Raw genomic sequence first — 21,389 nt, forward strand, 5'->3', positions numbered from 1 at the left:
CCGATTACCAGAAGGCATATCGATCCGTCAATAGCTTTCGCTTCCAGTTGGAGATGGGATAGCCAAACATGATGGATCTGGATACCTTACTTTTTTAAAATGCCTTTTTCAACGCTGTCGTTAAGTAGCTGCTCGGCATAGCGCCAGATTTGAGTCGATCCCTGTTGGATGACTTGCTTTTTGGCATACACCTTATCATACTTTACGCTGAATTCAGCCCAGGTTCCCCCTTTGTTCGACGCATTCTGCAAGAGAGGTTCGAGTCGATCCATAGCACGGGCAAATTTGGCTTCGTTGGTTTGCCCCGCTTCAAACTCTTCCCAAACAGCTATGAATTCGGCGGCTTGCTCTTCAGGCAGTAAGCCAAAGATCCGTTTAGCCGCTGCCCGCTCTTCAACCGTATTATCATGGCTTTTTTGCGTATCATAGATAAATGTGTCGCCAGCATCTATTTCAACAATATCATGAATCAGCAGCATCTTTATCACCCTAAGCATATTGAGCGGGAAATTCGCGTGCTCAGCCAACACAAGAGCCATTAAGGCAAGATGCCAACTGTGTTCAGCGTCGTTCTCCCTTCGGTCGCTGTTCAGTAACTTCGTCTTACGAAGGATATACTTAAGCTTATCCACCTCCTTGATGAACTCAATCTGCAGGGAAAGAATAGCCGATTCCATCTGTTGCTTTTTAATGATGGAGCAAAATTGAACGCTAGGGGTATAAATGCAATTGCCAATTGGCAAGAAATACGCTAGACGATATTTTTTCGTATCCGGCTGAGCGAAGATGGGGTAATGCCCAGATAAGAGGCTATCATACTGAGCGGAACACGGTTGGCCAATCCGGGGTAATGATCCAGAAAGTTCAGGTATCTTTTCTGGGCGTCCTGTACTATCATATTACTAGTGAACTTCAACTTATTTTCCAGAACGTAGGACGTGATTTTAACGAATATATCCTGCCATCCGGGAATAAGAGCTGAAAGCTGAGTAAAGTCTTCTTTGGAAAAGACTAAAAGCTGGCAATCTGTGATGGCTTCAATGTACTCGGTGGAGGGCATTTCATCACGAAAACTGTTGATATCAACAACAAATCGATTCTCATAAATAAAGTATCGGGTGAAACTGTCGCCAAGTTTATCGTAATAACAGACCCTGAAAATCCCCTTTGTAACATATCCTAGTTGATTGGAAATTTTCCCAGCTTCTGCAAAGTAAGTCCCTTTGGCAATGTTTCTGCGTTTGGCCTTCGCCTGAATCAACTCCCGATGCTGAACCGCAAGGTGTCCAAATTGAAGCAAATAGGTAATGAGCTCTTCCATTAGCTAAAGCTATTAAGTAATGCACAAACATTGTTCCCCGTTCCCCAACATTGTTTACTAGCAATGTTGGGGACTTTCTTCTTTGCCTTTTGCTGCTAATGATGCACAAGCTTACTAAACCCTGGTCTCATACAACTTGTGTTCATTAGGCAATATCGGATCTATTGAATCGGGGATCATATACTCTCGAAAACGCAAAAGCCGCTGATTATCAGCGGCTTTTGCGTTTTATAACTTACTCTTGTCAGAGCGTTTTGTACCAGGAGCGGGAATCGAACCCGCACGGCCCGTAAGGACCACAGGATTTTAAGTCCGGCGCGTCTACCTGTTCCGCCATCCCGGCAACCTTTTATTCCGCCGAAGCGGTTTTTACAAAAAAAGCACCGTTGGTCGGTGCCTTTTTTTGGAGCGAAAGACGGGGTTCGAACCCGCGACCTCGACCTTGGCAAGGTCGCGCTCTACCAGCTGAGCTACTTTCGCGTTTATCATTCGCCCTACCTCGGCGAATTGTGGATGCAAATTTAGGGCGTTTTGCTGGTTTGTCAAGCTATTACCCGAAAAATTTTCCAATTAATTTCTCCTTAACTCGTTCCAAATCTGATTACGAACGAGTTAAGGCAATCAAAAAAAGAAAAAAACTGTTTAGCCCAATACTCGATATCCACATCATCTGCATGGTCGTTCGATAATTAGCCTGATTAGGGTCTTTGTATACCCGGGAAAACCATCGCAGAAAGAAAATAACGGCAGGCAACAGGAACAACAGGTAGATCAGAATGAGGTAACTTCCTTCAAAATAGATGTAAAAACCTACCATCGATAACAGATACATCACTACTGCACAAATAAATGTACCTCGAACACCCATCATCAGACTAATGGTTCTGTCGCCACGCCGGGCGTCCTCTTCGTGCTGATAGACCTGTGTGACCGGATAGAGCGCCATCAGATTCAGGGTGGCCAGCAGCCCTCCTAAAAGAAGTTTCGGCTGGCCAATCGTCGATAGAGGCAAATCATTGATTGATATGTAGGTCATTACGTACGTAATGCCGCCCTGCAATACACTTATAAGCAACCAACTCAGGATTGGGTATTTTTTCAGTCGAATACGGTCGTGACTGTAGGCTTTGGTCACAAAGCCATAGACCAGTAAATAGAGCACAAATGGCCAGTTTACAAAAATGCTCCCCAGCACCAATGCAACAACATCGAGCGCCCACGATACCCAATAGAGATCTTTATCGACAGGTGGCGGTTTTTCCAAACCACCTATACTGCCCTCATCTTTATCGAAATAGCTATTATAGGCATTACTGGCCGGATACAACAACAAGTGAACAATAAGCAAAACGGCTACCGATTTACCCAGATCTGGATGCACCGACTGGCTTACGGCAAACCAGAACATTGGCAATAGAAAAACGGAGAAGGGTACGCGAAGGTGTAGCCAGATAGTGCGGGCAGTCATAACGTGATGGCGATGCGAGTTGTCAATTTACAGAACTTTCGGCAATCGGCATAGTTATACATCCATAGCACTCTATGAATTAATAGTCGACCCATCGGATGGACCTAACGCAATCTTTACCAGACGGTTATATTAATGCAATCGGCACGGCAGTACCGCTTTATTTTTCTACCCAGCAACAGGCCGCTGAGCTAATGGCCGATTTACTTCATTTTGAGGACCAGGACCGCCGACGGCTCATGACGCTCTATCGCTATACTCGAATTGATAAGCGGCACACTGTACTGGCTGATTACACAAGGTCGCCCGGCGCGTTTACGTTTTACCCAAACACACCCGATTTGGAGCCATTTCCAACGGTTAGCCAGCGAATGGGAGTCTATCGGCAGGAAGCGGTACCTCTAGCTTTAAAAGCCATTCAGGATTGCTTTTCTAGTTATCCGGGATTCGATCCGCAATCGATTACGCACCTCATCACGGTTAGCTGTACGGGCATGTATGCCCCTGGTCCTGATATTGAGCTTATCGAAGCACTTGGCCTACCAACAACTACCCAACGGCTGGCCATCAATTTTATGGGTTGTTATGGCGCTTTCAATGGCCTCAAGGCTGCCAATGCTATTGTTAAGGCCAACAGCAGCGCCAAAGTACTGGTTGTATGCATCGAGCTATGTAGCATTCATTTTCAGAAACGAACCGATACGGACTACCTGCTCTCAAATGCTCTCTTTGCCGATGGTTCAGCATCTGTGCTGGTCGAAAGTACGCCAAGACCTGAACAATCGTTCCGGCTACGGTCGTTTTACTGCGATCTGCTGCCCGAAGGAAAACAGGCAATGGCCTGGCACATTGGCGATTTTGGCTTTGAAATGACTCTTACTTCAGAGGTACCTCGTCACATTCAGCAAGGCATTGGCCAACTGCTTAGCCAATTGCTTCACCAATGTCAGCTAGCCCTGGATGCCATTGGCCAGTTTGCACTTCACCCCGGTGGCCGCCGAATTCTGGAAGTTATTGAGGCTCAACTGGGCATTACTACCAACGATAACAGATATGCCTATACTGTGCTCAGGCAATACGGCAATATGTCGTCGGCTACGGTTCTGTTCGTGCTGAAGGCAATTTGGGATGATCTGATTTCGGGAGTTGTTGAACCAGACCTGAAACGGCCGAATATACTAAGCTGTGCATTTGGTCCCGGTCTGACCCTGGAAGCCATGATACTCGAAGCGCTCGTGGCCGAAACCACTCCGGCTAGGTCAGAATCTTCCAGCGCATTAGCCCTAGTTTCGTAAGGAAATAGAACAACGATGTTCGTAGCACACCCAAGCCATAAATAGAGCTTCGGCGGAAATTGATCGACGAGGCTTCTTCAAAATATTTGGTTGGACAGGTCACTTCTGCAATTTCGTAGCCCTTATAAAAAATCTGGGCAATCATTTCATTATCGAAAATAAAATCGTCGGAGTTGTGCGTAAAGTCAAGATTTTGTAAAACCTGACCCGAAAATGCCCGATACCCCGTGTGGTATTCCGACAGCTTCTGATTCATCAGAAGATTTTGCGCAAATGTCAGAAAGCGGTTGGCAATATATTTATACATGGGCATTCCGCCTTTCAGGGCGCCCTTTCCCAAAATTCTGGAAGCAAATACAACCGGATAGAGTCCGTTGCCAATGATTGAAATCATGGCAGGCAGCAGCATGGGTGTGTACTGATAATCGGGGTGTAGCATTACTACTATATCAGCGCCAAGTTCCAGCGCTTTGGCATAGCAGGTTTTCTGATTTCCCCCATAGCCTTTATTTTTATCGTGCCGAATTACATGGCGAATTCCTAATTGGCGAGCTACATCGACGGTATTGTCAGGACTGGCATCGTCAACAAGAATTACGTCGTCAACAAGATCGAATGGAATTTCACGGTAGGTACGCTCCAGTGTAAGAGCTGCCCGATAGGCGGGCATCACTACAATAACTTTTTTATTATTAAACATAGTCCAAAACTAAGACGTTGATAGCATTATGCCAATTATTTGTGGATAGAAGCCAGAAGCTTCGGCAGATTGCTTGTAGATTTGCGTATTGATTCAACTATCTAGTCAACTGGCGTTAGTTTTCTCTTCGCCTTTTTTTTATGCTCTCAAACGAAACCTTATTCTTCCTTGCGTTTGCAGCCTTTGTCCTCTTCATTATGGCCGTAGACCTGGGAGCATTCTCCAAGCAAAAAAGTCATGTTGTTGAGTTTAAAGAAGCCGCGATCTGGAGTGCAATATGGGTTGCTCTTTCTATAGCTTTCTACTTTTTTCTACAGAACTTTGGTTATCTCATTCATGGTATTACCGACATGGCCCGGCTTCAGGAAATTCGGGATAAATACGCTGAGCATGTAGAGTTGATACCAAGCAATTTTACTGCCAGTTTAGCACGGTTTCAGGCCAATATGTCTCTGGAGTATATTACGGGCTATCTGGTCGAATATTCGTTATCGGCCGACAATATCTTTGTCTTCATCCTCATTTTCAATTCGTTTGGTGTTCAGCAGCGGTATTACAAAAAAATTCTGGTCTGGGGCATTCTGGGCGCTATCATTCTGCGTATGATCTTTATTTTTCTGGGGTCGGCACTGATTCAGCGCTTTGAATGGATCATGTATTTGTTTGGTGCCTTTCTGGTTTATACTGGCATTCAACTCTTTTTTCAGAAAGACGAAGATGAAACTATCGAACCAAACAATCACCCGGTCGTCCGTTTTGTCAGTAAATACCTGAATGTTTATCACCGTAATGTGACCGACCATTTCTTTATCCGCCGAAAATCGGACCGAAAGGTTTTCGTAACACCACTATTTATTATCGTAATCGTTATTGCGTTTACCGACCTTGTTTTCGCTGTCGATTCGATTCCGGCTATTTTTTCGATTACTAAAGATCCCTATATCGTCTTCTTCTCGAACGTATTTGCCATTATGGGCCTTCGGTCTATGTTCTTCTTCCTGTCGAGCATTATGAGTAAATTCCGTTTCCTGAAAGTTGGTCTGGCGGTGCTGCTAACGTTCATTGGGGCCAAAATGCTTGGCGAACACTGGCTTGCCGAACTAGGTTTCAAACCTGCATATTCGCTCTATGTTATCGTTCTTATTCTGGGGGTGAGCGTACTGGCATCATGGCTAATTCCAGAAAAAGAAACCGAAGCTTGATTTTTGTGATTAATTTGATGCGCTCTGCTTACGCGAATACCAACCGGGTAAGTATAGCGCATTAAAGCAATCCGATGAATCAGCGTTCAGCCATTCTGCGTGTTTTTCGCCGACGATTAACTAATCTTAGTAGCCGTAATCGGTCTCTTTTGCTTACGGGCCTGCCAGCGTCGCAATTTCTGGATCTCCACGAAGCCGATTTTTTGCTCAACAGGCCATCATTTAGTCTGATTGCAGACATAATTGGTCGGAAAGCGGCCGTAGCCGTTTGCGATGTGCTCGATGCCCGGCAGGAACGCAGTAACGAAGTTAGCCAAAAACTTCGGCGGATCGCCCGAACAGCAGCCTTCATCACAGAAGAGCGCGGCACGGAAGATTTATACGTTGGCTGGCCTTTTGTGCGCGGGAAGTTTCTCGATGACACGGTTGTTCATGCACCGCTCCTGTTCTTTCCTGTGCAGATCGAGCAACAGGGTAAAGTTTGGAAACTGGTTCGCCGTGGCGACGAACTGGCTTTTCTCAATCCCGCATTTGCACTTGCTTATGGCCATTTCAACCAGATCAGCATTCCGAACGATAGTCTGGAAAAGCGTTTCGATGATTTCGACCGCGATAGTCTCGTCTTTCGTACCCAACTTTATGAATGGTTAAAAACCAGCCCGTTCGAAATTAACTTCAATCAGGACTCCTTTACAGATACTCTTCAGTTTTTTAATAAACTAACCTCCAAAAGCCTTTCCCAACTCGAACATACGGGCGAATTAAAGATTTATCAGGAAGCTATACTTGGCATTTTTCCGCAGGCCGGATCATTTTTAGTCCCCGACTACGACGAACTGATTGCCCAAAGTGAGGAACCAGGCGGCAAAACCGAGGAGTTGGACAAACCTGATAGCGAACCCCAGATGGAGCCTTCGTTCTCGTTCTTATCCCCTGTCGCCTTACGTCGAACACCACAATTCTCCTTTCACGAACGCCACCTATACACTCCCCTTCCGCTCGATGCATCGCAGGAAGCCGCCTTACGAACCGTAAAAGCTGGACAATCGCTGGTGGTGCAAGGGCCACCTGGCACCGGCAAATCGCAGCTTATCGCCAACCTAATGGCCGATGCGGCTGCCAATGGGAAACGGGTGCTGCTGGTTTGCCAGAAACGTGCAGCTCTCGATGTCGTACAGGAACGACTACAGCAGGTGGGTATGGCTCCTTTCCTGGCCCTTATCCATGACTTTCAGGACGACCGTCGGGCGTTGTATGCACAAATTGCTCACCAGATTGAACAGATCGATGCCTACAAACAACAGAATAATAGTCTGAACACAGTTCTGCTGGAACGTGACTTTGAGCAGGAGAGCCGCAAAATCGATGAAACGGTTCGCGAACTGGACGATTTCAAAAAGGCCTTATTCGACACCAGTAGTTGTGGTGTATCCGTCAAAGAGCTTTACCTAAGCAGTAATCCTGAGCTTCCGTCGATCGGGTTAGACGAAACTTATCCACATTTCCCTGTTGACAGTGTGGATAAGTTCGAGCAACAACTCAGCGCCTATGCGGCATATCGGCAACGGTTAGGCAACAATCATCCCTGGAACGATCGAAAAAGCTTTTCAAATCGTTCAGCACTGGATATGTCAAAGATCGGCCAAACACTTCATCAATGGGTCGAAACAGCACAGGAAAGCACCTTACAAACCACTACTCTTGCTGATCGCTCACTTTCTTTAGACGAATTGGCCGATTGGCATTTGCACGACTGGGATCTAACGGCCATACTTGCCTTGCTGGACGAGGCTGTAGATAACGATCTATGGGCAACCAGCCAATTCCTACGTCTGAACCTAAATCATCCTGCGCTTGCGATTCATGAAACCCAATTAGAATCTCTGGCCCAGAATTGGGAAACAGCCCTGGCAGCCCCAGGGCCAGAGTTATCGCTGGTGGTGCAGGAAACTACACAAGCGGAGTTGCTGCTGACAGAAATTTTGCCCTTACGCTCATCGTGGGCCCGCTGGAAGTGGTGGCTCCTTACCGATCCGCGTAAAGCAAAGCTCCTGCAACTCGTCTCGGCAAATCATCTGACATTATCGGAACAAGATCTGCAATTACTACTCCGTAAAGTTCAGAAACGCATCCAACTCGATGCGATCGGTAAACAAGTTGCTCCACTGCTAGCCAATTTACCGTTGACCCAACGGCCCGATGGGTTACGGCTTTTGCGCCGGGCCGTTCACTTAACCGAACGGTTGGTTGATTTAAAACCACTTGCTCAACTTCCGCTATCGGCCTGGTTAACGGCTCAGTCCTTTCGAAATAGCGTTCAAACTCTACTTCAGATCGCCAAAACGGTTAACGAACGCCGTCTGCAAGCTCAGCTTTATTTAACTGATCAGCAACTCCAGCACATCTGGAATGACCATTCGTTTGCTACCCAGCTCCAGCAATCGCTTCGGTATGATTTTGATTTACTGGTAGAAGCCGATCGGCAGTATGAAGGGTTTTCAGCCATCGAGCATACAGTGATTGGGCAACTATCCTCAATTACTCCTGCCAACTGGATCTCAACATTTCACAATTCGCTCTGTTTAGCCTGGATTACTCATATTGAACAAATAAACCCGGTGCTTCGTAGTGTATCGTCGCTCAGGATGGCTCAGTTGGAAGCATCATTGCAGGAAAGCGTTCAACGAAAGCAATTGCTTAGTCAGGATATTTTGCTGGTTAAACTCCGGGAACAAACCTATCGAAATCTGACATTTAACCGGCTGAATAATGTAATTACCTATCGAGACTTGCTCCATCAAACGACAAAGAAACGAGCTATATGGCCAGTCCGCAAGCTTATGGAGTCGTTTGCCGACGAAGTGTTTAAACTGGTTCCCTGCTGGCTGGCTTCTCCCGAATCGGTATCGGCTATGTTTCCACTTCGCAATGAATTATTCGATCTGGTTATATTTGATGAAGCCTCGCAATGTTTTGCCGAGAATGGCATTCCTGCCATGTTCCGGGGGCAGCAAATTGTTGTAACGGGCGACAATCAGCAACTACGCCCGAATGATCTGTACCGGGTTCAGTTGGATGACCCCGATAGTGAGAACGAATTAGCAACAACAACACTTGAAGTTGAATCGCTTCTTGAACTGGCGGCTCAGAATTTACCGCAGGTATCGCTGACAGAACACTATCGGAGCCGATCACTCGATCTGATTACGTTTTCCAATCAGCATTTTTATAAAAACAAACTTCAGCTTCTTCCCTATTTCGACGATGCAAATCGTCGGCAGCCCGCAATCCATTATCGGAATGTTAAAGGTACCTGGCAGCACAATACGAATCTTATCGAAGCCGAAGCTATCGTTGAGCTGATCGACCATCTGGCAACTGAATTGCCAGACCGCTCAGTTGGCGTTGTTACATTTAATTATCCTCAGCAGCAACTTATTCAGGATTTACTCGAAAAGCATGCCGATACGCAAATGTCAACCGATCGGACAAAGCAACACCTGTTTGTAAAAAATATTGAAAACGTTCAGGGCGATGAGCGCGATGTCATTATTTTTTCCATTGGTTATGCTCCCGATGAACGAGGGCGGCTCTCCATGCAATTTGGGAGTTTGAACAGCAGTGGTGGTGCTAACCGCCTGAATGTGGCCGTAACAAGGGCTAAAGAGCGCGTTTATGTTATTACCAGCCTCTGGCCCGATCAACTGACTGTAAGCAATGCTATTAATGATGGCCCACGCTTATTACAGGCGTATCTGGCTTATGCACTCGATGTTGCTCAGGGCAGTTTCCGACCGCATTATCAGGCAAACACTATTTTAACCACCAACTCACTTTTAAAAAATCGCCTGGCACAGCAATATTCCAACTGGCAACCCGAACTACCTTTTGCGGATTTAACGGTTAAAACCGACGATAGTTATCAGTCGCTGGTACTCACTGACGACGATATTTATTACCAGCAATCGATTAAACAGGCTCATGCCTACCTGCCCGTTGCCCTTCACGTCCGGAAGTGGCCGTTCAAACGATTATGGAGCCGGCAGTTCTGGCAAAAAACTGATTCATAAAAAAAGCCTGGATTTTTCCAGGCTTTCTGATTACTCATTCATCATCTGCACGAATTGATCGAACAGATACCTCGAATCGTGCGGTCCGGGCGACGATTCCGGGTGGTACTGCACCGAGAAAGCGGGTTTATCTTTCCGACGAATTCCTTCGATAGTTTTATCGTTGAGGTTAATATGGGTTAGCTCAACATTTGCCTGATCCATAACCTCTTCGGCTTTAACTGCAAATCCGTGATTTTGCGATGTTACTTCGCAATGGCCCGTAATCAGGTTTTTAACGGGATGGTTTAAGCCACGGTGTCCATTATGCATCTTATAGGTTGAGATACCACTGGCCAGCGACAGAATCTGGTGACCGAGGCAAATACCAAACAACGGTTTTTCGACCTCCAGGGCCTGTTTAACGGTTTCAACCGCATAAGGCATGGCGGCTGGATCACCAGGTCCATTAGCGATGAAATAGCCATTTGGCTTCCAGGCTTCCAGTTCGCTATAGGGTGTTTTAGCTGGAAATACTTTGCAGAATACGCCCCGCTCGTTAAAGTTGGTCAGGATGCTACGCTTCACACCTAAATCCAATACGGCAACCCGCAGTTTTGCTTCAGGATCGCCCTGTTCATAGGCTTCTTTGGTACAAACCTCCGACGAAAGCTCAAGGCCTTCCATATCCGGTACTTTGTGCAGTTCGGCCAGCAGAATTGCAGGGTCAAGAATTTCCGACGAAATAATGCAGTTCATTACGCCTTTTGACCGAATGTATCGTACTAACTGACGGGTATCGACTCCATGGATGCCAACAATATTGGCCCGTTCGAAATAATCCTGCAACGACCCATCGGCCGTATAACGCGAATGAATATTAGAGAAGAAGTTACAGACCATAGCCCGGATCTTTATACCATTCGACTCTTGCTCTGCGTTATTGAGCACACCGTAATTACCGATGTGGGATGTGGTGTTAATAATCACCTGTCCATAATAAGATGGGTCGGTATAAATTTCCTGGTAGCCGGTCATACCAGTATTGAAGCAAATTTCACCACCTGCTGTTCCTTTTTTGCCAAGAGCTAGTCCTCGATATACGGTACCGTCCTGCAAAACCAATAGAGCTTCGGGCTGCTGCGTATGTTTCATGGATACGTTTTTAACTTGAGTAGACTAAAAAAAAGGGTTAACCCATAACGGCTAACCCCTATTTTGAATGAGCGAAAATTCGTTCATTAGCTTTCCTTCGTTTCTTCGTCAGCCGAGGCTTCAGGGGTAGCCGGAGTTTCATCGGCCGGAGCTTCCGTAGCAGGGGTTTCAGCTACAGGGGCCGCTTCGACCGCAGCGTCTTCAGCCGCAGGTGTTTCTTCAACAACTTCTGCCGATGGCGCTTCTGTTTCTGCTACAGGAGCCGTTTCAGCAACCTGACGTGAAGTAGCACCACGACGACTACGACGAGTTCTTGTTGTAGCCGCAGCTTTTTCAGCAGCAGCAGCAATCAATACTTCGTTGAAATCAACCAGTTCGATCAAACAGGTTTCAGCGTTATCGCCTAACCGGTTTCCCAGCTTAATGATCCGGGTATACCCCCCTGGACGGCTGGCAATTTTATCAGCTACCGTTCCAAACAGTTCCTTCACCGTTTCTTTGTTGGTCAACGTCTGAAACACCATCCGACGATTCTGATAGGTGTCATCTTTGGCCCGCGTTAAAATTGGCTCCACAAATTTGCGGAGTTCCTTCGCCTTCGCAACGGTCGTCTCAATCCGCTTGTGCAGGATAAGCGACGACGCCAGGTTTTGCAACATCGCTTCGCGGTGCGAGTGTGTCCGGCCGAGGTGGTTATCTTTTTTACCGTGTCTCATTGTTATCTTGGCTTAGGGCTTGGGGCATAGGGCGAAGGTTATGTCCCTATGCCCCAAGCCCTATGGCCCAATGCAGTCTTAATCTTCGTCTAATCTGTACTTAGAGACGTCCATACCGAACGTCAGGTTTTTTTCTGCAACGAGTTGCTCCAATTCCGTCAGCGACTTTTTACCAAAGTTGCGGAATTTCATCATATCGGAAATTTCCAACCGAACCAGATCGCCCAACGTGCGAACGTCGGCCGACTTGAGGCAGTTATAGGCACGAACTGACAAATCCAGATCAGCCAGCGATGTTTTCAGAAGCTTCCGCATATGCAGTACTTCTTCATCAACTACGTTTTCTTCTTCAGGCTTGGCCGTTTCAAACGTCATCGTTTGGTCAGAGAACAGCATGAAGTGCTGAATTAAGATATAGGCAGCGCCTTTCAGAGCATCTTCAGGATGGATTGAGCCATCTGTCTCGATGTCTAACAACAGTCGCTCAAAGTCTGTTTTTTGCTCAACCCGAGTGTTTTCAACGCTATATTTTACGTTTTTAATGGGCGTATAGATAGCATCGATTGGGATATGACCAAATGGCAGTTCGTTAGCGCGTGGTTCATCGGCCGGAACATAGCCGCGGCCTTTTTCCACAAAAATTTCCATTTCCAAATCCCGGGTATCATCGATGTGGCAGATTTCCAGTTCTGGATTCAGCACTTCGAACGAAGGCGAGAATTTAGATATATCACCAGCCTTTAAGACTGATTGCTTTTTGATGTTGACCGTAATTTTGTTATCAACCATATCCGAAATCTTCTTAAAACGAACCATTTTCAGGTTCAGAATGATTTCGGTTACATCTTCAACGACGCCCTCAATAGAAGAGAACTCGTGCAACACACCGGGGAACTTTACGCTTGTGATGGCGTATCCTTCCAGCGATGACAGCAGAATGCGCCGAAGCGCATTACCGATTGTCACACCATATCCTTTTTCAAGGGGTTTGAATTCAAATACCCCGTGAAAGTCGTCAGCTTTCTCCACTACGACTTTGTCGGGCATTTGGAACGCTAAAATTGACATACGTTTCGTATTGTTTACAGCAGTTCTCTGCCTTGGCGTGAAGACTCAAAAAAAGAGTTTTCAGTTTATCAGTTTTCCAGTTTCAGTTAGGTCTGCTAAGCATCGGCTCTGAAAACCGAACCCTGAGTAACTGCAAACTATATATAAATTCCAGCAAACCCAATGTGGGTTTGCCAGCTGATTACTTCGAATACAATTCGACAATTGCCTGTTCGTTGAAGTTCTCTGGAATCTGATCCCGCTCGGGGTAACTAATAAATTTACCCGTCATTTGCTGACCATCCCATTCAACCCAATTGTAGCGCTTTGTGCTGCGAGCCGACAAGCTTGAAGTAATTGCTTCGAGCGATTTCGACTTTTCACGAACACCGATCAACTGACCTGGTTTCAACGAATAAGAAGGAATGTTGACTACTTCGCCATCAACAACAATGTGTTTGTGCGATACTAACTGGCGTGCTTCACGACGTGAAGAAGCAATGCCCAGACGATAAACGGTATTGTCCAGACGAGCTTCACACAATTTCAAAAGGTTTTCACCCGTAATTCCTTCGCGAACCTGTGCGCGGTGGAACAATGCCCGGAACTGGCGCTCCAGGATACCATAGGTGTATTTTACCTTTTGTTTTTCTGTTAGCTGGAGGGCATATTCAGACTGCTTCCGCTTGCGCCCACGACCGTGCATACCCGGTCCGTAATTTTTCTTTTGGAGCGCTTTGCTCGTCCCCAGAACAGGTTCGCCGAACTTGCGCGAGATTTTGGCTTTTGGCCCAATGTAACGTGCCATTCTTTAATGAATGAATAATTGTGAAACATTTGGACAGACACAACCGAATGTCGCCTGTCCCTATTCATGTCATCCGTAACTATACGCGACGACGTTTTGGTGGCCGACAACCATTGTGTGGCAGCGGAGTAATATCGCGAATTGTGGTTACTTCGATACCCGAATTCTGAATGGTACGAATTGCCGACTCCCGGCCAGATCCTGGACCTTTCACGAACACTTCTGCTTTGCGCATACCCAGATCGTGGGCTACAGCAGCACAGTTTTGAGCGGCAGTTTGAGCAGCATATGGTGTGTTTTTCTTAGAACCACGGAAACCCATTTTACCAGCTGATGCCCAGGAAATAACCTGGCCGTTCATGTTGGTGATCGAAATGATGATGTTGTTGAAAGTAGCCCGGATATGTACCTGGCCAACGGGTTCAACAACTACTACCCGCTTTTTCGCTTTGTCTTTGCGCTTTGCTTGAGCCATTGTTTTAGGTAATCGTCAATGTCATAAAACCGCCATAATTTGTTATTCGGCTGAATAACCCCACATGACTAACTATGACTCGAAACGACCAATTAATTATTTGGTGACTTTCTTCTTGTTAGCAACAGTCTTACGCTTACCCTTACGAGTACGAGAGTTGTTTTTGGTGTGCTGACCACGAACGGGCAATCCTTTGCGGTGACGCAGCCCACGGTAGCAACCAATATCCATCAAACGTTTGATGCTCAATTGAACTTCTGAACGTAGTTGGCCTTCAACTTTATACTCGTTTGAAATAGCATTCCGCACTGCGCTTGCTTCTTCATCCGACCATTCGCTGGCTTTTTTATCAACACTGATACCTGAGTCGGTCAGAATTTTCTTTGCCCGACTGCGGCCAATGCCATAGATGTATGTCAGCGCGATTTCGCCACGCTTTTTGTCCGGAATATCAACACCTGCGATACGTGCCATTCTTAGCCTTGTCTTTGTTTGTAACGGGGATTCTTTTTGTTGATCACGTACAGCTTCCCTTTCCGACGGATCACGATGCAGTCTTCACTGCGCTTCTTGATGGATGCTTTAACTTTCATGTTATTAGAGTTAAGAGTGAAAAGCGGAAAAATGAAGAGTAAATGCTTACTGAACTAACTATTCTTTACCCTACATTCTACGTTCTTCACTTACTTGTATCGGTACACAATCCGTGCCTTACTTAAATCATAAGGCGACATCTCCAACTTTACGCGATCTCCAGGCAGAATTTTGATGTAGTTCATCCGCATTTTACCAGAGATATGAGCAATTACTTCATGCTTGTTTGCTAGTTCGACCCGAAACATTGCATTTGATAATGCCTCCAAAATTACACCGTCTTGCTCTATAGAAGTCTGCTTTGCCATATTCGCTTTATGCCGCCATCAGGGCCTGATTTTCAACCATCAGGCTTGTATTTGCGGTAACTGCTTCAATGTATTCGAATGTAGTCAGAATTTCAGCTTTGCCTTTCCGAACCGCTACTGTATGTTCAAAATGAGCTGAAGGTTTACGGTCAATAGTACGGATGGTCCATCCATCCCGTTCCTGAACAATTCCTTTTTTACCAAAGTTGATCATAGGCTCAATTGCCAGAATCATTCCTTCCCGTAATTTTGGACCTTGCCCTCGTTTGCCATAATTCGGTACTTCTGGGGCTTCGTGAAGGTTTTGCCCAACACCATGACCGACCAATTCCCGGACTACCGAATACCCAAATTTTTCTGTGTACGTCTGGATAGCATAACCAATATCACCAACCCGGTTTCCTTCAACAGCCTTTTCTATACCAATGTAGAGCGACTCTTTTGTTCGTTCGAGCAGCCGTCGTGTTGCCGAATTTACATCGCCAACAGGGTATGTATAAGCACTATCGCTATGGTAACCGTTTAGTTTAACTCCGCAATCAATGGATATTATATCACCATCACGAAGCTCATATCGGCTCGGAAATCCGTGTACTACTACATCATTAACCGATATACACAGTGAAGCAGGAAACTTATTATATCCTAGAAACGATGGATACCCACCATTATCTTTAATAAACGTTTCCGCTACCTTATCAAGTTCCTTGGTTTGTATACCCGGCCGGATCAGCTTTGCTACTTCAGCATGAGCTTTCCCCAGCAGTTGGGCACTGACTTTTATCAGGGCAATTTCTTCATCGCTCCTGTAATAAATCATTTTATCCTTTTTGTCAGAACTCGCCATTTTTTATCAGGCAGCAACTGTCTCATTTGTCCGTCCCTGTACCCGACCAGACTTCATTAATCCTTCGTAGCGACGCATTAACAGATAACTTTCAACTTGTTGTAAAGTATCAAGTACTACGCCAACCATGATAAGCAGTGAAGTTCCGCCAAAGAATTGAGCAAAGCCGCTGGTCATGCCCAGCAGATTAGCAATGGCAGGCAAAATAGCAACAATAGCCAACATTACGGCACCTGGCAATGTAATCCGGTCCAGCACTGTACCAATATATTCGGAAGTCTGGATACCTGGTTTCACGCCTGGAATAAAGCCACCACTACGCTTCATATCATCAGCAATTTGGGTTGGGTTAACCGAAATTGCGGTGTAGAAGAATGTGAAGATAATAATCAGCAAGGCAAACAGAACATTATATTGCCAGGTCGTATAGCTTTGGAAAGCATTTTGGATACCTGCAGCAAAATCACTTTTTTCTGCAAACAGACCCGATACGTACCCAGGAATAAACATCAATGCCTGAGCAAAAATGATTGGCATTACACCGGCAGCATTTAGCTTTAAGGGTAAATACTGACGCTGACCGCCAACAACTTTATTGCCAATAACCTGTTTTGCATATTGAATGGGAATACGGCGAACAGCCTGCGTAAGTACTACAGCACCCATTACAACAAAGTACAGGGCCACCAATTCAAGTACAAAAAGCAGAATTCCACCTGATCCGCGCGACTGAGATTCACCAATGATGGCACCCGGAAGGCGGGATACAATCCCAATCATGATAATCATCGAAATCCCATTACCAATCCCTTTATCAGTAATACGCTCACCCAGCCACATACAGAAAATAGTGCCTGATGTCAGAATAAAGACTGATGAGATCGTAAACAGACTACGACTAATTAACAGAGCATCGGCAGGGATGGTCGTATTTACGTACGTAATAGCCTGCACAGTCGTTACACCGATTGTAAGTACCCGTGTAATCTGATTCAACCGTTTCCGACCCGATTCTCCTTCCTTCTGCATTTTCTGGAAGTAAGGCAAAGCCAGGGTAAGTAGCTGAATAGCAATCGATGCCGAGATATACGGCATGATGCCCAATGCAAAAATTGACGCTTTACTGAACGCACCACCCAAAAAAGTGTCTAACAGACCAAGTAAACCCTGAGGGTTCAGATTTAGTTTGTTAGGATCAACGCCCGGTAGCACAATTGCGGAACCGAGACGAAACGCCGTAATAAACAATAACGTGTTGAGGATTCGGCTCCGCAACTCGTCGATTGCAAAAATATTCTTAAACGTGGTGATCAGTCGGTTCATAAACGTAGGCGGCTAACGCCGTGCTCACAACTTAGTTCGCGGCTTCCTCTTGCGCTGGTTTAGCGGGTACAACTGCTTTTCCGCCTGCTTTTTCGATGGCTTCTTTAGCACTTACCGAGAAAGCATGTGCGTGAATTTCTACAGCCGATGTCAGTTCGCCACGGCTCAGAATTTTCACAAGATCTTTTTTGCCAACCAATCCATGCTGAAGCAGGAAATCAATGTCGACAACAGTAGCTTTTGTTAAATCAACCAATGCCTGAATCGAATCAAGATTCAGAGGCTTATATTCGACCCGGTTGATATTTTTAAAGCCAAATTTTGGCACACGACGCTGAAGAGGCATCTGCCCACCTTCAAAGTGTGTTTTGCGGCTATACCCTGAGCGCGACTGCGCTCCTTTATGACCACGCGTAGACGTTCCGCCCATGCCTGATCCCTGACCGCGTCCGACTCGCTTGCGCTCCCTAACGGAACCTTTTGCCGGCTTAAGGTTACTTAAATTCATGTTGGTATTATTAAAAAGATGATTCTTTTGACTTCTCAACACGACAATAGTACTAGACTATAACGTTCAGGAAGCCAAAAGAATCGCAAAGATACTTAAATTTCTTCAACCTTTACCAAGTGCTGAATTTTATTGATTGCACCTTTTAAAGAGTCGTTATATTCCAGCTCAACACTACGGTTGATTTTTCCCAAGCCCAACGACTTGATCGCGTTCTTTTGAGACAGCGGCCGCTTAATGGTGCTGCTGATCTGCGTAATGCGTACTCGTGCCATGTCTGTTGCTCCTTTCCTATTAACCGTTAAAGACTTTCGCCAGACTCACCTGACGCTGGAAGGCAACCTGGTGAGGCAAACGCATTTTCAAAAGTGCATCCAGAGTCGCTTTCACTACGTTGTGCGGATTTGACGAACCTTTTGATTTCGCTAATACGTCGCGCACGCCAGCCGACTCAAGAACGGCGCGCATTGCACCCCCAGCAATTACACCCGTACCGGGGGCAGCTGGCTTTAACAGTACGAATCCACCGCTGAATTTACCCTCCATTTCATGAGGTACTGTATGCTTCAACAGCGGAATTTGTACTAAGTTTTTCTTAGCATCTTCAACGCCTTTTGCGATGGCGTCTGTTACTTCGTTGGCTTTGCCTAAGCCGTATCCGACGACCCCGTTACCGTCTCCGACAACGACAATTGCCGAAAAACTGAACCGGCGACCACCTTTCACCACCTTCGCTACGCGGTTGATGGCTACCACCTTTTCTTTCAGGTCGGCTTCGTTAAACTTTGTCGGTCTTGCTGCGTTCGTGTTCATCCTTTAGAACTTAAGGCCACCCTCGCGGGCTGCGTCGGCCAGTGCTTTTACTTTACCGTGATACAAATAGCCGTTACGATCAAACACAATTGAATCAATGTTTTTAGCTACTGCCTTTTCGGCCAGCCGCTGTCCAACTTTTTTCGCGGTTTCAATCGTGTTACCAGCTACTTCGCTTTTCAGTTCAACCGAAGAAGCAGAAGCAATTGTGCTGCCTGCTACATCATCGATCAACTGAGCGTAAATCGCTTTGTTAGAGCGAAAAACAGACAAACGAGGACGTTCAGCCGTACCGGATACTTTTGCCCGGATGCTATACTTAATCCGTTGTCTTCTTTCTTGTTTCGTTGTTGCCATCTTATTTGATTCCGACCAAATATAGCCCCCCAACCCCCAGCGGGGGAAATACTTCCAAAAATTCGGCTTTCGGAAGCCAAGCGCCCCCTTTGGGGGTTAGGGGGCTTTAAACTATTTCTTCGAAGAAGATTTACCAGCTTTCCGACGAACTTGCTCGCCAACGAAGCGGATACCTTTGCCTTTGTATGGCTCAACTTTACGTAATGAGCGGATTTTAGCTGCTACATCACCAAGAAGCTGCTTGTCTGAACCTTCCAGATAAACTTTTGGGTTCTGGCCTTTTTCAGTTACAGCCGTAACCTTGATCTCTGATGGCACAGCTACGTATACATTATGCGAGTAGCCAAGTTGCAATTCGAGAACATTGTTAGCAACGGATGCTTTATAACCCACCCCAATAATTTCAAGATTGAGTTTGAAGCCTTCACTTACTCCCTGTACCATGTTGTTCACCAGGGAACGGTATAGGCCATGCAGGGCTTTATGACGTTTCTGCTCCGTCGGGCGCGACACCTGAATCTGCCCGTCTTCGACTGCTACCGAAATGTCCGGGTCAATCGATTGGGTCAGTGTGCCTTTTGGCCCTTTAACAGTCACAACGTTCTGGCCATCTACAGATAGCGTAACATTGCTTGGAAGGGCGATGGGTTTCTTACCTATGCGTGACATCGTTCAGTTCGGATTAATACACGTAACACAATACCTCTCCACCTACATTAAGCGTTTTCGCTTCTTTATCGGTCATTACACCTTTCGAAGTCGAGATGATAGCTACACCCAATCCGTTGAGGATACGAGGCAGGTTATCAGCTCCCCGATACTGGCGCAGACCAGGACGGCTAATACGCTGTAGATCAACAATAGCAGACTGCTTTGTTGTTGGATTGTACTTCAGAGCGATTTTGATCGTTCCCTGAGCAGAGCTATCGTCGAACTTATAGTTCTGGATGTACCCTTTATCGTACAATACCTTTGTAATTTCTTTCTTTATATTGGAAGCAGGAATTTCCACAACCCGGTGCTTGGCCCGGATAGCGTTTCTGATACGAGTCAGAAAATCTGCTATAGGATCTGTATTCATTCTTAGCGTTGCGTTACTTGCAAACCCCTGTTTCCAAGAAAGTTCGCAAAATTACGGAAACTGAATTACAAATGGAAATGGTGGCTGAAACTACCAGCTTGACTTGGTTACGCCTGGGATTTTACCGGCTGATGCCATCTCACGGAATGTTACCCGCGAAATACCAAACTTGCGCATATAGCCCCGGGGGCGGCCCGTTAGTTTACAACGGTTGTGCAGACGAACAGGTGATGCATTTTTAGGCAGCTTGTCCAGACCGATGTAATCGCCGGCAGCTTTCAGAGCAGCGCGCTTCGCAGCGTACTTAGCTACCAGTGCTTCCCGTTTCCGCTCGCGTGCTTTGATTGATTCTTTTGCCATGTCTATCGGTTATTTCTTGCCAGCGTTTGCAAATGGCATACCCAATGATTTTAACAACTCATAGCTTTCATTATCCGTATTGGCAGTGGTCACAAAGGTGATGTCCATACCCGAAATCCGGGTTACTTTGTCAATACTGATCTCAGGGAAGATGATCTGCTCCTGCACACCAAATGTGTAGTTGCCACGGCCATCGAAACCTTTGTCGCTAATGCCTTTGAAATCGCGAACTCGTGGCAACGAAACCGTTGTCAAACGATCCAGGAATTCATACATCCGCTCACCACGCAACGTTACCTTCGCACCAATGGGCATTTTTTCCCGCAGTTTGAAGTTCGAAACAGCCTTTTTCGACATTGTCGGAACGGCTTTCTGGCCCGTGATGGTCGTTAATTCTTCGACACCTACGTCAACCAGTTTTTTGTCGGCTACGGCGGCACCGATCCCCTTGTTGATAACAATTTTGCTCAGACGCGGCACTTGCATGATCGACTTATACTGGAACTTGTCTTTCAACTGAGGAACGACCTCATTTAAATATTTCTCTTTCAGTCTTGGCGTTGCCATTCTCTTAGACCTGCTTAAAGTTATTTACGACCCGCGCCGGCAGACCGGTCAGGGATAAAGTTACCCGTCTTTTTCGAGTAGCGTTGCAACTTGCCTTTGTCGTTCAACTTACGACCTGTGCGGGTAGGTTCGCCAGTGGCCGGATCAATCAATTTCAGATTGCTGATATGAACTGACCCTTCCGTTTTTTCCAGGCTCCCCTGCGGATTAGACGCGGTAGGTTTCATGTGTTTAGTAATCATAGCGACGCCCTCAACACGAGCACGATCTTTTTCTACGATTATTTCTTTCACCACACCGCGCTGTCCTTTCGAGTTACCACCAATCACCAGAACGGTATCGCCCGTTTTGATGTGGAATTTATGCTTTGGCAGCGTTATTTTCTTTTCCATTGC

General features: G+C 46.2%; 26 protein-coding genes and 2 tRNA genes. 3 read left to right on the forward strand and 25 right to left on the reverse strand.

Features of this window, described 5'->3' with window-relative positions; genetic code table 11:
- Nucleotides 1–86: 86 nt before the first annotated feature.
- The 5 genes from WBJ53_RS30915 to WBJ53_RS30935 form a co-directional block, all read right to left on the reverse strand.
- Nucleotides 87–677, reverse strand: coding sequence for an HD domain-containing protein (locus tag WBJ53_RS30915; RefSeq protein WP_338873584.1), 591 nt, complete (start codon nt 675–677; stop codon nt 87–89).
- Between the two features lie 74 nt (nt 678–751).
- Nucleotides 752–1,321, reverse strand: a complete 570-nt coding sequence (locus WBJ53_RS30920; protein ID WP_338873586.1) for a Crp/Fnr family transcriptional regulator — start codon at nt 1,319–1,321, stop codon at nt 752–754.
- 257 nt (nt 1,322–1,578) lie between these two features.
- A tRNA-Leu gene (locus WBJ53_RS30925) sits at nt 1,579–1,664 on the reverse strand.
- 61 nt (nt 1,665–1,725) lie between these two features.
- Nucleotides 1,726–1,801, reverse strand: a tRNA-Gly gene (locus WBJ53_RS30930).
- Nucleotides 1,802–1,922: 121 nt separating this feature from the next.
- Nucleotides 1,923–2,789 carry a UbiA family prenyltransferase gene (locus tag WBJ53_RS30935; RefSeq protein WP_338873588.1) on the reverse strand — a complete coding sequence of 289 codons (867 nt, stop codon included), beginning with the start codon at nt 2,787–2,789 and terminating at the stop codon, nt 1,923–1,925.
- Nucleotides 2,790–2,887: 98 nt separating this feature from the next.
- On the opposite strand from WBJ53_RS30935, the gene WBJ53_RS30940 reads away from it, so the two are divergent.
- On the forward strand, nt 2,888–4,084 hold the full coding sequence (locus WBJ53_RS30940; RefSeq protein ID WP_338873590.1) for a type III polyketide synthase: 1,197 nt from the start codon (nt 2,888–2,890) through the stop codon (nt 4,082–4,084).
- On the opposite strand, the gene WBJ53_RS30945 is transcribed toward WBJ53_RS30940, so the two are convergent.
- Nucleotides 4,044–4,784, reverse strand: a complete 741-nt coding sequence (locus tag WBJ53_RS30945; protein ID WP_338873592.1) for a glycosyltransferase family 2 protein — start codon at nt 4,782–4,784, stop codon at nt 4,044–4,046. The genes WBJ53_RS30940 and WBJ53_RS30945 overlap by 41 nt on opposite strands.
- Before the next feature lie 140 nt (nt 4,785–4,924).
- On the opposite strand from WBJ53_RS30945, the gene WBJ53_RS30950 reads away from it, so the two are divergent.
- Both WBJ53_RS30950 and WBJ53_RS30955 read left to right on the forward strand, forming a co-directional pair.
- Entirely contained in the window at nt 4,925–5,986 is a 1,062-nt protein-coding gene (locus WBJ53_RS30950) for a TerC/Alx family metal homeostasis membrane protein (RefSeq protein WP_338873594.1), read from the forward strand.
- 74 nt (nt 5,987–6,060) lie between these two features.
- The gene (locus tag WBJ53_RS30955; protein ID WP_338873596.1) at nt 6,061–10,056 is read left to right on the forward strand and encodes an AAA domain-containing protein; all 3,996 of its coding nucleotides are present in this window, start codon (nt 6,061–6,063) and stop codon (nt 10,054–10,056) included.
- Nucleotides 10,057–10,086: 30 nt separating this feature from the next.
- Here WBJ53_RS30955 and carA read toward each other — a convergent pair whose 3' ends face one another.
- The 19 genes from carA to rplX form a co-directional block, all read right to left on the reverse strand.
- A complete protein-coding gene (gene carA, locus WBJ53_RS30960; RefSeq protein WP_338873598.1) occupies nt 10,087–11,190 on the reverse strand; it encodes a glutamine-hydrolyzing carbamoyl-phosphate synthase small subunit in 1,104 nt (367 codons plus the stop codon).
- Between the two features lie 86 nt (nt 11,191–11,276).
- Nucleotides 11,277–11,906: a 50S ribosomal protein L17 gene (gene rplQ / locus WBJ53_RS30965; RefSeq protein WP_338873600.1), complete on the reverse strand. Its 630-nt coding sequence runs from the start codon at nt 11,904–11,906 to the stop codon at nt 11,277–11,279.
- Nucleotides 11,907–11,984: 78 nt separating this feature from the next.
- Nucleotides 11,985–12,974, reverse strand: coding sequence for a DNA-directed RNA polymerase subunit alpha (locus WBJ53_RS30970; protein WP_338873602.1), 990 nt, complete (start codon nt 12,972–12,974; stop codon nt 11,985–11,987).
- A 181-nt stretch (nt 12,975–13,155) separates the two neighbouring features.
- Entirely contained in the window at nt 13,156–13,761 is a 606-nt protein-coding gene (gene rpsD, locus WBJ53_RS30975) for a 30S ribosomal protein S4 (protein WP_338873604.1), read from the reverse strand.
- 79 nt (nt 13,762–13,840) lie between these two features.
- The gene (gene rpsK / locus WBJ53_RS30980; RefSeq protein ID WP_171737784.1) at nt 13,841–14,236 is read right to left on the reverse strand and encodes a 30S ribosomal protein S11; all 396 of its coding nucleotides are present in this window, start codon (nt 14,234–14,236) and stop codon (nt 13,841–13,843) included.
- A gap of 96 nt (nt 14,237–14,332) precedes the next feature.
- Complete coding sequence (rpsM, locus tag WBJ53_RS30985) at nt 14,333–14,710, reverse strand: 30S ribosomal protein S13 (protein WP_338873609.1); 378 nt, start codon at nt 14,708–14,710, stop codon at nt 14,333–14,335.
- A gap of 2 nt (nt 14,711–14,712) precedes the next feature.
- Nucleotides 14,713–14,829: a type B 50S ribosomal protein L36 gene (gene ykgO / locus WBJ53_RS30990; protein WP_009284800.1), complete on the reverse strand. Its 117-nt coding sequence runs from the start codon at nt 14,827–14,829 to the stop codon at nt 14,713–14,715.
- Nucleotides 14,830–14,919: 90 nt separating this feature from the next.
- The gene (gene infA / locus WBJ53_RS30995; RefSeq protein ID WP_163941485.1) at nt 14,920–15,138 is read right to left on the reverse strand and encodes a translation initiation factor IF-1; all 219 of its coding nucleotides are present in this window, start codon (nt 15,136–15,138) and stop codon (nt 14,920–14,922) included.
- 7 nt (nt 15,139–15,145) lie between these two features.
- On the reverse strand, nt 15,146–15,958 hold the full coding sequence (gene map, locus WBJ53_RS31000) for a type I methionyl aminopeptidase (protein WP_338873624.1): 813 nt from the start codon (nt 15,956–15,958) through the stop codon (nt 15,146–15,148).
- Nucleotides 15,959–15,991: 33 nt separating this feature from the next.
- On the reverse strand, nt 15,992–17,308 hold the full coding sequence (gene secY / locus WBJ53_RS31005; RefSeq protein WP_338873626.1) for a preprotein translocase subunit SecY: 1,317 nt from the start codon (nt 17,306–17,308) through the stop codon (nt 15,992–15,994).
- A 31-nt stretch (nt 17,309–17,339) separates the two neighbouring features.
- Nucleotides 17,340–17,816 carry a 50S ribosomal protein L15 gene (gene rplO, locus WBJ53_RS31010; protein ID WP_338873628.1) on the reverse strand — a complete coding sequence of 159 codons (477 nt, stop codon included), beginning with the start codon at nt 17,814–17,816 and terminating at the stop codon, nt 17,340–17,342.
- Nucleotides 17,817–17,911: 95 nt separating this feature from the next.
- Entirely contained in the window at nt 17,912–18,091 is a 180-nt protein-coding gene (gene rpmD / locus WBJ53_RS31015; RefSeq protein ID WP_338873630.1) for a 50S ribosomal protein L30, read from the reverse strand.
- A 19-nt stretch (nt 18,092–18,110) separates the two neighbouring features.
- On the reverse strand, nt 18,111–18,629 hold the full coding sequence (rpsE, locus tag WBJ53_RS31020) for a 30S ribosomal protein S5 (RefSeq protein ID WP_163941476.1): 519 nt from the start codon (nt 18,627–18,629) through the stop codon (nt 18,111–18,113).
- A 3-nt stretch (nt 18,630–18,632) separates the two neighbouring features.
- Entirely contained in the window at nt 18,633–18,986 is a 354-nt protein-coding gene (gene rplR / locus WBJ53_RS31025; protein WP_338873633.1) for a 50S ribosomal protein L18, read from the reverse strand.
- Between the two features lie 111 nt (nt 18,987–19,097).
- Complete coding sequence (gene rplF, locus WBJ53_RS31030) at nt 19,098–19,655, reverse strand: 50S ribosomal protein L6 (RefSeq protein WP_338873635.1); 558 nt, start codon at nt 19,653–19,655, stop codon at nt 19,098–19,100.
- A gap of 13 nt (nt 19,656–19,668) precedes the next feature.
- Nucleotides 19,669–20,067: a 30S ribosomal protein S8 gene (gene rpsH / locus WBJ53_RS31035; RefSeq protein ID WP_338873637.1), complete on the reverse strand. Its 399-nt coding sequence runs from the start codon at nt 20,065–20,067 to the stop codon at nt 19,669–19,671.
- Between the two features lie 90 nt (nt 20,068–20,157).
- Nucleotides 20,158–20,427: a 30S ribosomal protein S14 gene (gene rpsN / locus WBJ53_RS31040; protein ID WP_163941461.1), complete on the reverse strand. Its 270-nt coding sequence runs from the start codon at nt 20,425–20,427 to the stop codon at nt 20,158–20,160.
- A 9-nt stretch (nt 20,428–20,436) separates the two neighbouring features.
- Nucleotides 20,437–20,994, reverse strand: coding sequence for a 50S ribosomal protein L5 (gene rplE / locus WBJ53_RS31045; protein ID WP_338873641.1), 558 nt, complete (start codon nt 20,992–20,994; stop codon nt 20,437–20,439).
- A 20-nt stretch (nt 20,995–21,014) separates the two neighbouring features.
- Nucleotides 21,015–21,386 carry a 50S ribosomal protein L24 gene (rplX, locus tag WBJ53_RS31050; protein WP_338873643.1) on the reverse strand — a complete coding sequence of 124 codons (372 nt, stop codon included), beginning with the start codon at nt 21,384–21,386 and terminating at the stop codon, nt 21,015–21,017.
- Nucleotides 21,387–21,389 lie beyond the last annotated feature (3 nt).

It is taken from the genome of Spirosoma sp. SC4-14 (assembly GCF_037201965.1).
In the GTDB taxonomy this organism is placed as follows: domain Bacteria; phylum Bacteroidota; class Bacteroidia; order Cytophagales; family Spirosomataceae; genus Spirosoma.

Excerpts from the sequence above, each read along its gene's own strand:
- WBJ53_RS30915 (WP_338873584.1), bottom strand. The coding sequence starts at position 677 with ATGGAATCGGCTATTCTTTCCCTGCAGATTGAGTTCATCAAGGAGGTG.
- WBJ53_RS30920 (WP_338873586.1), bottom strand. The coding sequence starts at position 1,321 with ATGGAAGAGCTCATTACCTATTTGCTTCAATTTGGACACCTTGCGGTT.
- WBJ53_RS30935 (WP_338873588.1), bottom strand. The coding sequence starts at position 2,789 with ATGACTGCCCGCACTATCTGGCTACACCTTCGCGTACCCTTCTCCGTT.
- WBJ53_RS30940 (WP_338873590.1), top strand. The coding sequence starts at position 2,888 with ATGGACCTAACGCAATCTTTACCAGACGGTTATATTAATGCAATCGGC.
- WBJ53_RS30945 (WP_338873592.1), bottom strand. The coding sequence starts at position 4,784 with ATGTTTAATAATAAAAAAGTTATTGTAGTGATGCCCGCCTATCGGGCA.
- WBJ53_RS30950 (WP_338873594.1), top strand. The coding sequence starts at position 4,925 with ATGCTCTCAAACGAAACCTTATTCTTCCTTGCGTTTGCAGCCTTTGTC.
- WBJ53_RS30955 (WP_338873596.1), top strand. The coding sequence starts at position 6,061 with ATGAATCAGCGTTCAGCCATTCTGCGTGTTTTTCGCCGACGATTAACT.
- carA (WP_338873598.1), bottom strand. The coding sequence starts at position 11,190 with ATGAAACATACGCAGCAGCCCGAAGCTCTATTGGTTTTGCAGGACGGT.
- rplQ (WP_338873600.1), bottom strand. The coding sequence starts at position 11,906 with ATGAGACACGGTAAAAAAGATAACCACCTCGGCCGGACACACTCGCAC.
- WBJ53_RS30970 (WP_338873602.1), bottom strand. The coding sequence starts at position 12,974 with ATGTCAATTTTAGCGTTCCAAATGCCCGACAAAGTCGTAGTGGAGAAA.
- rpsD (WP_338873604.1), bottom strand. The coding sequence starts at position 13,761 with ATGGCACGTTACATTGGGCCAAAAGCCAAAATCTCGCGCAAGTTCGGC.
- rpsK (WP_171737784.1), bottom strand. The coding sequence starts at position 14,236 with ATGGCTCAAGCAAAGCGCAAAGACAAAGCGAAAAAGCGGGTAGTAGTT.
- rpsM (WP_338873609.1), bottom strand. The coding sequence starts at position 14,710 with ATGGCACGTATCGCAGGTGTTGATATTCCGGACAAAAAGCGTGGCGAA.
- ykgO (WP_009284800.1), bottom strand. The coding sequence starts at position 14,829 with ATGAAAGTTAAAGCATCCATCAAGAAGCGCAGTGAAGACTGCATCGTG.
- infA (WP_163941485.1), bottom strand. The coding sequence starts at position 15,138 with ATGGCAAAGCAGACTTCTATAGAGCAAGACGGTGTAATTTTGGAGGCA.
- map (WP_338873624.1), bottom strand. The coding sequence starts at position 15,958 with ATGATTTATTACAGGAGCGATGAAGAAATTGCCCTGATAAAAGTCAGT.
- secY (WP_338873626.1), bottom strand. The coding sequence starts at position 17,308 with ATGAACCGACTGATCACCACGTTTAAGAATATTTTTGCAATCGACGAG.
- rplO (WP_338873628.1), bottom strand. The coding sequence starts at position 17,816 with ATGAATTTAAGTAACCTTAAGCCGGCAAAAGGTTCCGTTAGGGAGCGC.
- rpmD (WP_338873630.1), bottom strand. The coding sequence starts at position 18,091 with ATGGCACGAGTACGCATTACGCAGATCAGCAGCACCATTAAGCGGCCG.
- rpsE (WP_163941476.1), bottom strand. The coding sequence starts at position 18,629 with ATGAACACGAACGCAGCAAGACCGACAAAGTTTAACGAAGCCGACCTG.
- rplR (WP_338873633.1), bottom strand. The coding sequence starts at position 18,986 with ATGGCAACAACGAAACAAGAAAGAAGACAACGGATTAAGTATAGCATC.
- rplF (WP_338873635.1), bottom strand. The coding sequence starts at position 19,655 with ATGTCACGCATAGGTAAGAAACCCATCGCCCTTCCAAGCAATGTTACG.
- rpsH (WP_338873637.1), bottom strand. The coding sequence starts at position 20,067 with ATGAATACAGATCCTATAGCAGATTTTCTGACTCGTATCAGAAACGCT.
- rpsN (WP_163941461.1), bottom strand. The coding sequence starts at position 20,427 with ATGGCAAAAGAATCAATCAAAGCACGCGAGCGGAAACGGGAAGCACTG.
- rplE (WP_338873641.1), bottom strand. The coding sequence starts at position 20,994 with ATGGCAACGCCAAGACTGAAAGAGAAATATTTAAATGAGGTCGTTCCT.
- rplX (WP_338873643.1), bottom strand. The coding sequence starts at position 21,386 with ATGGAAAAGAAAATAACGCTGCCAAAGCATAAATTCCACATCAAAACG.